At 65.4% G+C, this 12,639-nt stretch carries 13 protein-coding genes; 10 read left to right on the top strand and 3 right to left on the bottom strand.

The annotated features are described in order from the left end of the window. The first annotated feature begins 97 nt into the window (after positions 1–97). From ACFY3V_RS24900 to ACFY3V_RS24880, 5 genes are all read left to right on the top strand, one after another. Positions 98–976 (top strand): LLM class flavin-dependent oxidoreductase, encoded by an 879-nt coding sequence (locus ACFY3V_RS24900; RefSeq protein ID WP_362899145.1) that lies wholly within the window; start codon positions 98–100, stop codon positions 974–976. Continuing rightward, positions 966–2,078 (top strand): LLM class flavin-dependent oxidoreductase, encoded by a 1,113-nt coding sequence (locus tag ACFY3V_RS24895; RefSeq protein WP_389776612.1) that lies wholly within the window; start codon positions 966–968, stop codon positions 2,076–2,078. The genes ACFY3V_RS24900 and ACFY3V_RS24895 overlap by 11 nt, the downstream gene beginning before the upstream one ends. Continuing rightward, positions 2,078–2,968 carry an ABC transporter substrate-binding protein gene (locus ACFY3V_RS24890; protein WP_389776609.1) on the top strand — a complete coding sequence of 297 codons (891 nt, stop codon included), beginning with the start codon at positions 2,078–2,080 and terminating at the stop codon, positions 2,966–2,968. The genes ACFY3V_RS24895 and ACFY3V_RS24890 overlap by 1 nt, the downstream gene beginning before the upstream one ends. Positions 2,969–3,097: 129 nt before the next feature. Then, entirely contained in the window at positions 3,098–4,231 is a 1,134-nt protein-coding gene (locus ACFY3V_RS24885) for a type IV toxin-antitoxin system AbiEi family antitoxin domain-containing protein (RefSeq protein ID WP_389776606.1), read from the top strand. Continuing rightward, positions 4,228–5,145 (top strand): nucleotidyl transferase AbiEii/AbiGii toxin family protein, encoded by a 918-nt coding sequence (locus ACFY3V_RS24880; RefSeq protein ID WP_389776603.1) that lies wholly within the window; start codon positions 4,228–4,230, stop codon positions 5,143–5,145. The genes ACFY3V_RS24885 and ACFY3V_RS24880 overlap by 4 nt, the downstream gene beginning before the upstream one ends. A 101-nt stretch (positions 5,146–5,246) precedes the next feature. Here the strand turns inward: ACFY3V_RS24880 and ACFY3V_RS24875 are convergent, their stop codons facing one another. Both ACFY3V_RS24875 and ACFY3V_RS24870 read right to left on the bottom strand, forming a co-directional pair. Next, on the bottom strand, positions 5,247–6,035 hold the full coding sequence (locus ACFY3V_RS24875) for an ATP-binding protein (RefSeq protein WP_389776600.1): 789 nt from the start codon (positions 6,033–6,035) through the stop codon (positions 5,247–5,249). After that, positions 6,032–6,442: a hypothetical protein gene (locus tag ACFY3V_RS24870; protein WP_389776597.1), complete on the bottom strand. Its 411-nt coding sequence runs from the start codon at positions 6,440–6,442 to the stop codon at positions 6,032–6,034. Before ACFY3V_RS24870 ends, ACFY3V_RS24875 begins: the two co-directional genes overlap by 4 nt. Positions 6,443–6,911: 469 nt before the next feature. Between ACFY3V_RS24870 and ACFY3V_RS24865 the strand changes: the two genes are divergently transcribed. The 5 genes from ACFY3V_RS24865 to ACFY3V_RS24845 all read left to right on the top strand — a co-directional run bounded on the left by ACFY3V_RS24865 (position 6,912) and on the right by ACFY3V_RS24845 (position 10,974). Beyond that, the gene (locus tag ACFY3V_RS24865) at positions 6,912–7,739 is read left to right on the top strand and encodes a helix-turn-helix domain-containing protein (RefSeq protein WP_389776594.1); all 828 of its coding nucleotides are present in this window, start codon (positions 6,912–6,914) and stop codon (positions 7,737–7,739) included. 25 nt (positions 7,740–7,764) lie between these two features. Continuing rightward, the gene (locus ACFY3V_RS24860; protein ID WP_389776592.1) at positions 7,765–7,968 is read left to right on the top strand and encodes a DUF397 domain-containing protein; all 204 of its coding nucleotides are present in this window, start codon (positions 7,765–7,767) and stop codon (positions 7,966–7,968) included. A gap of 62 nt (positions 7,969–8,030) precedes the next feature. After that, positions 8,031–8,234, top strand: a complete 204-nt coding sequence (locus ACFY3V_RS24855) for a DUF397 domain-containing protein (RefSeq protein ID WP_389776589.1) — start codon at positions 8,031–8,033, stop codon at positions 8,232–8,234. A gap of 762 nt (positions 8,235–8,996) precedes the next feature. Further along, positions 8,997–9,908, top strand: coding sequence for a TolB family protein (locus ACFY3V_RS24850; RefSeq protein WP_389776586.1), 912 nt, complete (start codon positions 8,997–8,999; stop codon positions 9,906–9,908). Between the two features lie 262 nt (positions 9,909–10,170). Further along, positions 10,171–10,974: an SAM-dependent methyltransferase gene (locus ACFY3V_RS24845; RefSeq protein WP_362899122.1), complete on the top strand. Its 804-nt coding sequence runs from the start codon at positions 10,171–10,173 to the stop codon at positions 10,972–10,974. Positions 10,975–11,070: 96 nt separating this feature from the next. On the opposite strand, the gene ACFY3V_RS24840 is transcribed toward ACFY3V_RS24845, so the two are convergent. Beyond that, complete coding sequence (locus ACFY3V_RS24840; RefSeq protein ID WP_389776583.1) at positions 11,071–12,396, bottom strand: phytase; 1,326 nt, start codon at positions 12,394–12,396, stop codon at positions 11,071–11,073. Positions 12,397–12,639: the final 243 nt, after the last annotated feature.

The raw sequence follows: 12,639 nt of genomic DNA, 5'->3' as shown, positions 1-12,639 counted from the left end.
GCGCGGCACGACGCCCCGGCACAATGGCATGGGCACACGACGTCTCCTCGGACACGGTGTCACAGCCGCACGACGTTCCGCTCGGCACGGTGGCGTGATGGCCAGGTTCAACGTCACGCTGCCCACCCGGGGCGCCGCCCGTACCGTGCTGCCCGGCTTCATCACCGACGTACGGCCCGCCCGCTCGGATCCGGCGGGACCGGCGGGTAGGGCCGCCGAGCTGGCGGGATTCTCCGGCGCGCTGGTGCCCTTCGATCCCGAGGGGCGGGAGTCGCTGGTACTGGCCGCCGGGGTGCTGCGCGACTCACGCCACCTGCGGGTGATCGCGGAGTTCCACCCGGGGATCGCCACCCCGGTCTACCTGGCCAAGCTCTCGGCCTCGCTGCGGCGCTTCTCCGCCGACCGGCTCGGCTGGTGGCTCGCGGCGGCCCTCGATCCCGCGGTGGCCAGGGCCCAGGGGGACTTTCTCACCGGAGCCGACCGGTACGCGCGGGCCGAGGAGTTCCTCACCGTCGCCAAAGGCGTCTATCGGGGAGACTTCGAGTACCGGGGCCGCTTCTATCAGGTGGCCGGGGGCGGCTTCGCGCCCCCGCTCTCCGGGCGGGCCTTCCCCACCGTCTATCTCGGCGGCACCTCGCAGGAGGCGCTTGACCTCTCCGCCCGCCACGCCGACGTACACGTCTTCTCACCCCAGGACGATCTGGAGGCGCTGACCGCGCGGCTGCCCGGCGTGGCGTACGGCCTGCGGCTGCCGGTGCTGGCCCGCGAGGACGACGACGAGGCGCTGGCCGCCGCTCGCCGTACCGGCTTCACCGGGCTGACCGGCGGCTACGCCACCGTCGCCGCCGCGATCGGGGAGTACGCCGACCGGGGCGTCTCGGAGTTCTTCCTTGAGGCCGGACGGCAGCCTGAGGAGACCTACCGGCTGGGCGAGCACCTGCTTCCGCTGCTGAAGGAGAACACCCGTGTCGGTTGACATCTACTGGCGCATCCACATGGAGGGCGACCAGCCCTCGCTGCGCCGCAGGGGCGGCAGCCGCGGCGGCTTCGCCGACCTGCCGGGCGCCCTCGCGCCGGGATTCAGGGACGGTGCCCCCGACGGCTACAGTCATGCCGACTACATGGCCGAGGTGGTCAGGGCGGCCGAGGACTCCGGCTTCGTCGGCGGACTGTTGCCGTCCTTCCCGCACACCGACGACCCGTGGGCCGCGGCGGCCACCCTTGCCAGGGAGACCCGCTCCTACCGGTTCATGATCGCCTTCCAGCCGGGATTCCTGCATCCGGTGCAGGCGGCCCGGATGACCGCCACTCTGCAGCGGGCCACCGGCGGGCGGGTGGTCTACAACGTCATCTCCGGCGGCGGTGGACCCGCACAGCTCTGGTGGGGCGACCGGATCGACCACGACGACCGCTACGCGCGCACCTCGGAGTTCCTCGACGTGCTCAAGGGCGTGTGGCACGGCTCCCACACCCACCACGGCCGCTTCTACCGGGTGGAGAACGCGGGCCTGCCCGAGGAACTGGCCGGGCAGCCGTTCCCGGAGATCTTCTTCTCCGGCTCCTCCCCCGCCGCGATCGCCGCCGCCGGGCGGCACGCCGACTACTACCTGTCCTGGCTGGAGCCGTACCCCGCGCTGGCGGAGAAGTTCGACCTGGTCCGTGCGCACAGCGACACCCCGCCGAAGTTCGCGGTCCGGGTGGACGTGCTCGCCCGCGAGACCGAGGAGGAGGCGTGGGACGAGCTCCGCCGTGGCTGGGCAGCCAGGGTGCCCCGCGACTCCGGCGGGGAGGCCTGCTCCGGCGACTCGGTCGGCGTGCGGCGCAGCCGGTCCTTCCTCACCTCGGCCGGTGAGGACCTCCGTGACCTGGAGGTCTCGCCAGGCGTCTGGGGCGGGTTCGGCGAGTTGCGCGACGGCCCCGCCTTCGGCCTGGTCGGCGACTACCACCAGGTCGCCGAACGGCTCGACGAACTGATCGGGCTCGGCGTGGACGCCCTCATCCTCGCCGGAGTCCCGCACCTGGAAGAGGCACACCGGGTGGGCACACACGTACTCCCCCTGTTGAAAGGACGGTCCTGATGACCACCCGAGTCGGATATTTCCCCCAGAACAACTCGCTCTGGGTGCTACGTCACCGGGGACTCCCCGACGTGGAGTGGGTGAACCTGCGCTCCCTGCCGACCGGCGAGCGGGTCGACCCCACCAGGGCGCTGCCGTCGGTGCACAGCGACCATCTGTTCGACGGCGGCTACGACTTCATCGGCACCGGCGCCACGCCCCCGGTGACCGCCCAGGCCAAGGGGCACGACGTCGTCTACGTCGCGATCTCCGAACCCCGGATCGAGAACGGCCGCCTGGTCGTCCTCGACGACTCGCCGATCCGGAACCTGGAAGACCTGAAGGGCAAGCGCGTCGCCCTCGGGCACGGCTCGTGGCAGACCACGCTGCTGCTGCTCGCTCTGGAGCGGGTCGGCCTCGGCTGGAGTGACATCGTCCCGGTCGACGCCTATGGCAACGCCGCCGAGCTGTTCCTGTCCGGCGAGGTCGACGCGTGGGTCGGCTCCTACCCCTACCTCACCGGGGTCGAGCAGCGGGCGGCCGTCCGGGAACTGGTCGCCACCGACGGCCTGTTCAGCCACCGCTCCCTGTGGTTCACCCGCCGCGACTTCGCCCTCGAACAGCCCGAGGAACTGGCCAGGATCGTCTCCGCGCTCCAGGAGTCCGACGAGTGGACCCGGCGAAACCCCCGCGCGGCGGCGGAGCTGTTCGCCAAGGACGACGGCGGCGACCTGGACGCCTGGGAGCACGCACTGCGCACCCGCCCGTGGGGCCTGCACCCGATCAGTGAGGAGTTCGTCGCCGAGCAGCAGCACGTGGCCGACCTCTTCCACGCCAACGGGCTGATCGAGAAGAGGATCACCGTCACCGACGCGGTACTCCCCGAACTCGGCAAGCTGGTCACGGGCTGACCTCTCACTGTGATCCCGCGGCTCCGGGCATCGGGAGGGCCGCCCCGCCTCCGCATTTTTACCCCATGATGCAGCGATGGTTACATCTATTTGCAACCATCGCTGCATGATGAGTGTAATCTTTGCTGCATGAGACGAGATCGGGCGCTCAGGACGGTGGGTGAGCTGACTGCTGATCAGTGGGGTCTGGTGACAGCGGCCCAGGCCAAAACCGCAGGTCTCAGCGCTGTGGATCTACTGCGACTGGTTGACGCCGGTTTCCTGGAAAGCGTCGGCCACGGCGTCTACCTCATCACGAGTGCGGTGCAGCCTGAACATCTGGACATCAAGGTCGCCTGGCTGCGACTTGAGCCCAGGCAGCCGGCATGGCGACGCCACAGCATTGAGACGTACGGGGGAGTGATCTCCCACGGCTCGGCCTGCGAGCTCCATCAGCTCGGGGATCTCCCGACGTCGATGGTGGAGATCTCGGCACCTCGCCGCCGCACCACCCGCGAACAGGGAGTACGCATACATCGCGCCGATTTCGAACCGGCCGATGTCGTACTGGTCGACGGACTGCCGGTCACCACGGCCGAGCGAACCGTGGTCGACCTACTGACCGCACATGTGGATGGCGCGCATATCGGCGGAGTGATCGCCGACGCCGATCGGCGCGGCCTGACAAACCGTGACTCTCTCGCTCGACGGGTTGACCGGTTCACGGCCTCCTATGGGCTACCTCGCTCCGCCTCGGGACGGCAACTGCTGGAATACCTGGTGGAACAGTCCGGTACGGAGATGCCCATCGAGGAAGCCGCGCGACTTAGGCAAGAGGGTGTCGCTCAAGGTTTCATCTCCGCACTCGCACTGCTTTCTGAAAATGAAAACGAGCGAGCGGACCGGATCTCCACTGAACGCCCCAACCTCCAACTCTCCAAAATACAGGCTCAAGCGATCTCATCACTGGCCGAACAAATAGCCAAGAGTGGCGCTCTTGATTCGATCAGATCAGCATCCCGAGAATCGCTAAAACAGATCTCCACCGACATCCACAACACCCTGTTCTCCGGCCTGCAAGCTCAACTGATCTCATCACTGACCGAACGAATAGCGCGCGATGCCGGATCACCAAAAATAGACAATCATCAGATTTCCAAAACTTCCCGAACCGCCGCTTGCCGCTCTCCCGCCACAAAAACGAAGGCAGGCAGTTCTAACCGTTTTAAACAAAGATCGACTACGGGCAGCAGCGACGACTCACCTTCCGGAGATGCCCGGTGAGTGATCTCTACACCACCCCCCGAGCCGTTGAGATGGCTATGAAAAAACGCCTAGGAGCTCTTGCTAAGCAGCATGGACTCAACCCCTCCCTGGTCTTCCGTAGCTTCTACTTCAGTCGCTTGGCTGCACGAGTATTTCGTCACGACCCCGACGGATGGCTGCTCAAAGGAGGCCAATCCCTCCTGCTGCGTTATCCGATCCAGGCCCGACTGAGTCGGGACATCGATCTGCAACGCCTCACAGCTTCGAGCGCACAAGAAGCGCTCAGGGCATTACTCGATGCCGCCGCACTCGACCTGGGGGACTTTTTCGTTTTCAGCCCCACCAGCACGATTGAACATTCCGATGAAACAGGTGGAGCAAAACAAACCTTCACCGTTACCTTGGGAACGCGCACGCTGGACACGATCAAGGTTGATCTTGTTGTCGGCCGATATCCTACCGACACCCCCGAGACCGTAAGCCTCGCATCAAGCGCTCTCATGCCATGGCCGGACGATTGGCCGCTCGTGCAGTTGTATCCGCTCGCCGATCACGTTGCGGATAAAATCTGCGCCATGTACGAGCGTCACCAGGGCGTCGCGTCCAGTCGTTTCCGCGACCTCGCGGACCTGCTGTTGATCAGCCAACGGGAAGGTCTGCACGGAGCCGCCGTACAAATCGCACTGAAGAGCGAAGTCCATCGCCGCACCGGGATGGGAATGGATTTGACGTTGCCGGATCGATTTACCGTACCCGATTCCTCCTGGATCAAGGGCTATCCCACCGCCGCGGCCGAGGTCGTTGGACTCAGGGGGTGCCTTTCCTTGGTTGATGCTCAGGTAGCCGCAGACAGGTTCATCACTCCCATACTTGCCGGCACGTCCGTGGGGCGGTGGAATCCTCGTTCGGCAGTATGGTCGATGGCTGATTGAGTGGTGTTTCAAGCGCAAGCCGACCTGGCGGCAAGGCCGGGCAGTGCCATCTCCCAGATCTGCAAGCCGAAGTACGCAGAGGGCAGCCGATTCCGCCACCATCAAAGGAGCCGGTCACTCCTGTGGGACACCACCGCGCGTACCCCGGCAGGCGTCGAGCCCGCGCAGTCGACGGCGTGGGACGGGTCGGACTCCACGTAGGAGATTCCCCAGGCGGCCCAGACCGTCTTGCCGATTCCGCCCCTTACCGGGATCACACCCCACCGGTCGGCCAGCACCTCCACGATCGCGAGCCCTCGGCCGTGCGAGGCATCCTCGCCCAGGCTGAGCTTGCGGGGCCGCTCGGAGCCGTGATCGGTGACCCGTACGCAGACTCCCTGGGCCGTGCTCCACAGCGACAGCCGGATCGGCTCCTCTCCGTACACCGTGGCGTTCGCCACCAGCTCGCCGACCACCAGGACCGCGTCGTCGACGAACTCCGGCGGCAGGTCCCAACGGGTGAAGACGTCACGCGTCATCCGGCGGGCCTCGGCGACGGTCGCCGGGTCACGGGGGATGTCCCAGCAGACGGTCCGGAGTCCGTCGGGGGTGCCTGCGACCATCAGATCTCCTTGCCCGTGCCGGTAGGTTTCCGCCTGCTCGTGAACTTCCGCTTCGGTCTCTTCCGCCTCGCGCATCAGCGCGCACAACTCCTCGGCCGTGCCCGCCTGCACGACCAGCGGCTCGCCTCCCACCGCGATCGCGTAGAACCGGCGCCCGCCCACCCCGTACATGACCAGCCAGCCCGTCTCGGCCCGATCAAGCCGGTCCGCGACCTCCCGCTGCTCGCGGTCCCACCGCCGTGGACCGCGCTGGTCGACGGGCTCGCCCCGCCGATGCCGCCCGCTCACGCCGCTTTTCCCTGCCGCAGCATGCCCGGGTACGGCCTCCGCCCGCTCCCGGTGACCTCGTCCGGTGGTCGTCCTCGCCCGTACGGCGCGAACGACCCCGCGCCCACCGGCTCCACGGGCCGGGCGTGACGTCCGTGACCGGGAAACGGCCGCGTCTCCCTCGCCGGGCGTACCTCCGCCGAGGCGGACAGGCGCTCCGCGAACCCCAGCCGCCACCACTCCGCCAGCCGCGCCCGGAACTGCGCGGGAGTCGGCCGCTCGTAGGCGTGCGCCTGCCGGTGCGGCAGGCATCGGTCGTCGTGCGCGTACGGCGAGTGCCCGCACCACCGACACCCCAGCGGCGCGGGCGGCCGGTCACCACTGAAACGCATCCGGATGACCTTGATCGCTCTTGTAAAGTCGACCATGGGATCGGACCTCCTACGTCCGGTTCAAGAGGCCGTCACGGTGTTGCCTCACCGTGGCGGCCTCGCCTATTGGCATCGGTTCAGTGGAGACGAGACGGGATGCGACCATCGCAACCGCTTGGGCCGGATAGATAGACCAGGATCACCGATGTCACCGCCCTTCTCATTCCACATCGATCACATCAGACATTCCTTCTGTCGATCCAGATCTGACATGCAATCCGTGCCCGAACTAGCGATCCGCAAGTAGCATTAAATATGCTAATCGCCGATATAACACTAATTCGGACACGTTTCCACAGGCTCCAGGGCAAGCAACTACCACTGTCGCAATGCGACCACTTTCCCGCCTCAAGCCCACTAGCATGCTGGCAGAGCAAAGTATAAATCGCAACGCACAAGTGATTGTGCGGTAAATTGTCCACTTTGACCGGAGGTCATAGCGGACAATTCCCAGGGAGGTCTCAGCATGGCGAACAGCCCTACGGTCAAGCGACGGAGGCTTTCTCAGGCATTCCGCCAACTCCGCCAGGAAGCCGGCCTCTCGGTGACCGAGGCCGCCAGGAGGCTGGAGTGGGAGCCGTCGAAGATATCGAGGATGGAGCGCAACGAGTGGAAGCTTCCCAGCGTCCATGACATACGCCTGATGCTCGACTTCTATGGGGTCACCGACAAAGACCAGCGCGAGGCGATGATCACTCTCGCCAGGGAGTCACGTCAGCGCGGCTGGTGGGAGAAGTACCAGGACGTCTTCCGTGGCAGCTTGCCCGACTTCGAAGCAGGCGCCAGTGCCATCCGTACCTGGGAAGTCATTCTTGTCCCAGGCCTGCTTCAGACAGAGGGATACGCCAAGGCAGTGTGGCAAGCCGGTCGAGTTCTGAACGAGGGTCTCATAGAGCGCCATGTGCAGGCGAGGCTTGCGCGTCAGGAAATTCTCACCAGAGAGAATCCACCGACCCTGTTGGCGCTGATCGACGAAGCCGCGTTGCGAAAGTCCATTGGTGGGGCAGAGGTGATGCGTGAGCAGATTCGCCATCTCATCGACATGGCTACCAAACCAAACATCACCATCCAGATAGTTCCCGACTCTGCTGGCGCTCACCACGCCCTGGAAGGGGCGTTCGTCATCCTGGACTTCCTTGACGACCCGAGCCTCATCTACACAGTGACCACGACGGAAAGCCTCTGGCTTGAGCAGCAGGAGGACTACCAGAGATATAGCCTTATTTTCAGTCATGTGATGACATTGGCTCTATCGCCAGAGGAATCAGTTCGACACATGGCGACACTTGTTTAGGACATCGAGAGATAGGCGAAATCCGGTGGACCGAAACACTCAAGATCTCACCTGGCGCAAGAGCACCCTCAGCGGGGCCAACAACGACAACTGCGTCGAAGTAGCCAACCTCCCCGGCGGCAACCGGGCAGTACGAGACAGCAAGGACCCCAACGGGCCGATACTGAACTTCACTCCCGCAGAGTGGCAGTCATTCACCAACAACATCAAAAACAACAAGTTCGACTAGCCAAACCAGCCGACTCAACAGGCGGCTAATCCCATGAAGCATCACAAGGGATAGGCGAAACAGTGGACCAGACCCGTCCGAATCTCACCTGGCGCAAGAGCACCCTCAGCGGAACCAACAACGACAACTGCGTCGAAGTAGCCAACCTCCCCGGCGGCAACCGAGCCGTACGAGACAGCAAGGACCCCAAAGGCCCCATGCTCAACTTCACGTACACCGAATGGCGAGCATTCATCAACAACGTCAAAAACGGCCAGTTCGACTGACCCGGACAAGCAGCAGAGCCAGTTCGTCATCCGGAAATACCCGTGGATCAAAACAAGGGACAAGGAAAACCCGGGGCCGGAGAACTCGGAATCTCCCCTGGCATAGGAGCATTTTCAGTTGGGCCAACACCGATGACCGCGTCGAGGCCGCCAACCTATCCGGCGGCCTGACGGCCACCTGCGTGATCCGATCACGAGCGACGGATATCGACAGCGGGCGACCCTGCCCATTCAACTCCGGCTTGGCGCCGAGCCTCCCACCGCTGCCCGGACCGGACTTCCACCGGCGAGCGACAACGAGTTCATGAGAACCGAGGTGAGCCGTTATGTCAAGGCTTCATCTCCTGCTCTGCCAGGCGTACGAAAAAAGCTCAACGAGTTGACGACCGCCGCATCGGGCGAATCTGCCGTGTCGCCTCCGGCAGACGATCAACCGGCACAAATAATGATATTCTCTCCCACCCATAAATCGATGGGATCGCCGGCGTGGACTTTTGGCCCGGACCGGATATTCGGGAATTTATTTTCGCTCTGGACTTCGGCCGGCCGGCGAGGGACCATCCTTTTTGAAACCTCGGGCGCAGGACGGCGATGACGGAATCAAAAGGACCACTCCGAGAAAACGTCGCGTTCCCGCTCTCGGCATGGTCCATCGATGTTCGCCAGTAATGCCACGGAGCGATCGCGCCTTGTCCACCCGCCCGCCGTCACCGAGCGGTCCCGAACCCGTCGTGACGGCGGATCGTCGAAAGGAGATCCACCTTGTCCGACCGAGCCTTCACCGCCGACCGACGGCCTTTCACCCGATTAGCCTCCGCGGTGACCACCGTGACGCTGGTCCTGGCCTCCTGCGTGACAGGGCTCCTGACCGCCTCTCCCGCCCACGCCGCCTATCCAGGCGCCAACGGCAAGATCTACTTTCTGTACAACGAGGACATCTACGGTGTCGACGCCGACGGCACCAACCCCGTCCAGCTCACCAACACCCCCGCGGCCGAGCGCGAACTGAGCGTGTCCGCCGACGGCCTCAAGATAGTCTTCTTACGCTGCTCGAGCACTTCGGCTGACGTGTACTCGATGAACGCCGACGGCACCGGCGTCACCCAGCTCACCACCGGCTCCAGTGCCACCTGCATGGGGCTCGACATCTCCCCTGACGGCACCAAGATCGCGTACACCTTCAACGGCGGGATCAAGGTGATCAACGCCGACGGCACCAACCCTGTGACGCTGATCACGGGCAACGCCTACTCCCCGGACTACTCCCCCGACGGCACCAAGATCGCCTACGGGCTTACCAAAGACATTTACACCATTAACACGGACGGCACCGGACAGAACAAGCTCACCGTGAACCCACCTACCTGGAGCGACACCTCCAGCCATCCGGAGTGGTCCCCAGATGGCACGAAGATCGTCTACATGCATTCCCAGCCAGGTCCTCCGCCGCTCATCTACGTCATGAACGCCGCCGACGGCAGCAACAAGACTTGGATCTCCGCCGGAACACTTAGGGCGGTATGGTCCCCGGACGGCACCCAAATCCTTTGTCAAGGCAACCGCTTGATCACCATGAGCCCTGATGGATCAAACAGTGCCACACTGGCACCCCCTACGGGCAGTCGGCTCGGCGACTGGGCGGCCGCCACCTCCCCCTCGACGCCCAGTCCCTGATCGACTCCCCCGGGCCTGTGAGAACACCGACCGGCGTTCAATTCCCACTCTGACGACGCCGACCTTCCTTGCAGGTGACCTCATCACCATGCGCGGTGCCCCGGTCGGGGGCATCGCGCCTCATGGTGATCAGCGTCATCCGTTGACTTCCGAGTTCGCGTCCGCCGCCAAAGACCCACAGCGATGACCTGATCTCGCTGCCAAAACGTGAAAGCCTCTCTAAGATCAAAGCCAGACAAAGGCGGAAGAGTCTGGAGAAACCGTGGATGATCAGGCTGGGCCGGCCGGGATTGACCCGAACGTGCCCAATGTCGCCCGGATGTACGATTACTACCTGGACGGCAAGGACAACTTCGCCTCCGATCGGGCCGCGGCCGAGCAGATTCTGAAGATCTTCCCCGAGACACGCGACTCCGCGAAGGAGAACCGGGCGTTCCTCGCCCGTGCCGTACGTCTCCTGGTCGAGGCGGGCGTCCGGCAGATCGTGGACCTGGGCTCCGGGCTTCCCACCCGGGGCAACACGCACGAGATCGCGCACGAGATCGCACCCGACACCCGCGTGGTCTACGTGGACTACGACAGCGTCGTGTGCGCGCACAGCCGGGCGATCCTGGGCAACGGCGACAACGTCACCGTCGTGGAAGCCGACGTTCGTGACCCGAAGACGCTGCTGGCCGAGTTGCGCGAGCACGTCGACTTCGACCAGCCCGTGGCGTTCCTGCTGCTCGCCATCCTGCACTTCATCCCGGACGAGAGCCCCGACGGCGCGGGGGCCTACCAGATCGTCGAGCGGTTGCACGAGGTGAGCGCGCCGGGCAGCCATCTCGTCGTCAGTCACGGCACCGACGCCAAGCCCGACACCACGCCGGAGGCCCTGGAGGTCTACAACCGGGCCACCGCGGCGCTGAGCCTGCGCACGCACGCGGAGATCTCCCGCTTCTTCGACGGTTACGAGCTGCTCGAACCCGGCCTGGTGTTCCCCAGGGAATGGCGCCCGGTCGACGAGCCCCTGTTCAATGCTCGGAGCACCGCGATCGGCTACGTCGGAGTGGGTCGCAAACCCTGACGCGCCTCGGCGCCGGGAGGGAGTGGCGGGTCGCCCCGACGCTCCCGCTCGGCGCCGTACGAGCCGCTCGTACGGCGCCGAGCGGGTGAAGGCAGGTCAGCGGCGCGGGTTCCAGCTCTTGGTGTCGATGTCCAGGCCGAGACGACGGGCGATGTCGTCCCACTTCACGTACTTGAAGTTGGTGTTCTCCCGCACCTCGCCCTCCGAGTCCGACGCTTCGGGGGTGTTGGTGCCGTCGTGCGTGACGAACAGGCCCTTGGGGAACCCGCGGCCGAGAGGCACGTTGATCACCATCGCCCCGTCGCTGCCCTGCACACCGTCGATGCGACCGCGTCCGCCGACCTGGAAGGAGCCGAGGTAGGCGTTCCTTCCGCCGCGGTCGTAGACGGCGAAGGTGTTGTCTCCCTGGCTGGAGGCGATCAGGTAACCCTCGCCGCCCTTGCCGTGGTAGACGGTCAGGCCCTCGGCGTCCGCGGTCAGGTTGCGACCGCCGTACCCCGGGTCGGCCCCGGGTACGCACTCGTCGGCGTCGGCGTCGTAGGTGGCGGGTACGCCGTACTCCCGGACGCGGTCGACCAGCACCGGTGAGCCGGTGAGATCACCGTTCATGCGCCAGATGCCGACGTCCTCCTGTGCCGCGTAGAGCGTGCCGGTCCTGGCGTCGACGACCATGCCCTCGATCTGCGGACCCACGCCCGGCTCGTCGCAGGGAGTCCAGCTCCGACCGTTCGGGAGGGTGAAGCGCGACGGCAGGTCGATGGTCCTGATCTTCGTGTAGCCGACCTTGCCGCCCGGGGCGTCGGTGAGCTTCAGCAGCGCGAGCCGCGTCGTGTGCCGACGGCTGACCAGGACGTAGGTGCCCGAGTCCCGCTTCCAGGTCGCGAGGCCGTACACGGTCTCGGCGTCGTTCACCTCCGCCTGGGTCGTGTTGAAGACGAACGGGGCGGCGGGGTCGGTGACGTCGGTGAGCACCCGCCGGTCCCGTCCGGTCTTCGCGGGATCGATCCGGTAGACGCGCAGCTTGTCCGCGCCGCGGTCGGAGGCGACGAAGATGTCCGACCGTCCCGCCGCGGAGGCGTGACCGTAGACGACGTCCACGTTGTTCAACCGGCCCGGCTCGTCGTCCCGGCCGGGCGCGGCCGGCGCGGGCAGGTGCTGGAGCTGCCTGCCGTTCAGGTCGTAGACGTAGAGCCCGCCCTCCTTCGCGGTGGCGGCGATCACGCTCGCCGCCGGGGAGGTGGGGTGGACCCAGATCGCCGGGTCGTCACCGTTGGCGTTGCCTCCGGCCTCGTCGTCGAAGAGGGCCGGGGTCTCGACCCTGGGGTCGACGGTGGGCAGGTCCTTCGCCGTCGCCGGTAGGGCCACGGTACCGAGCAGGCAGACCGTCAACGCTGTGGATGCCAGTGTGCTCAAGGGACGCATTGACTTCTCCTGGGAAAGGGGGGTGTCGCGACCTCGATCCTGTGCAGGGAAGCGGAACGAACGATGAACCGGACCGAAACTTCCGCTCAAATCAGGATGCCGTTCGCACCTGCCGACAAACCTCGATCTCAGCTTTAAACTCACTCGAAGTGGGTCGAAAATACTCCCGACCCGCGCGATGTGACGGGTGACGGGATGACCGTCGCACCCGTTCGGCCACCGGAGACCCACAACGGCGACGGG

It is taken from the genome of Streptosporangium sp. NPDC000095, assembly GCF_042899335.1.
GTDB lineage: Bacteria > Actinomycetota > Actinomycetes > Streptosporangiales > Streptosporangiaceae > Streptosporangium.
This window is presented reverse-complemented; position numbering and strand designations above follow the sequence as displayed.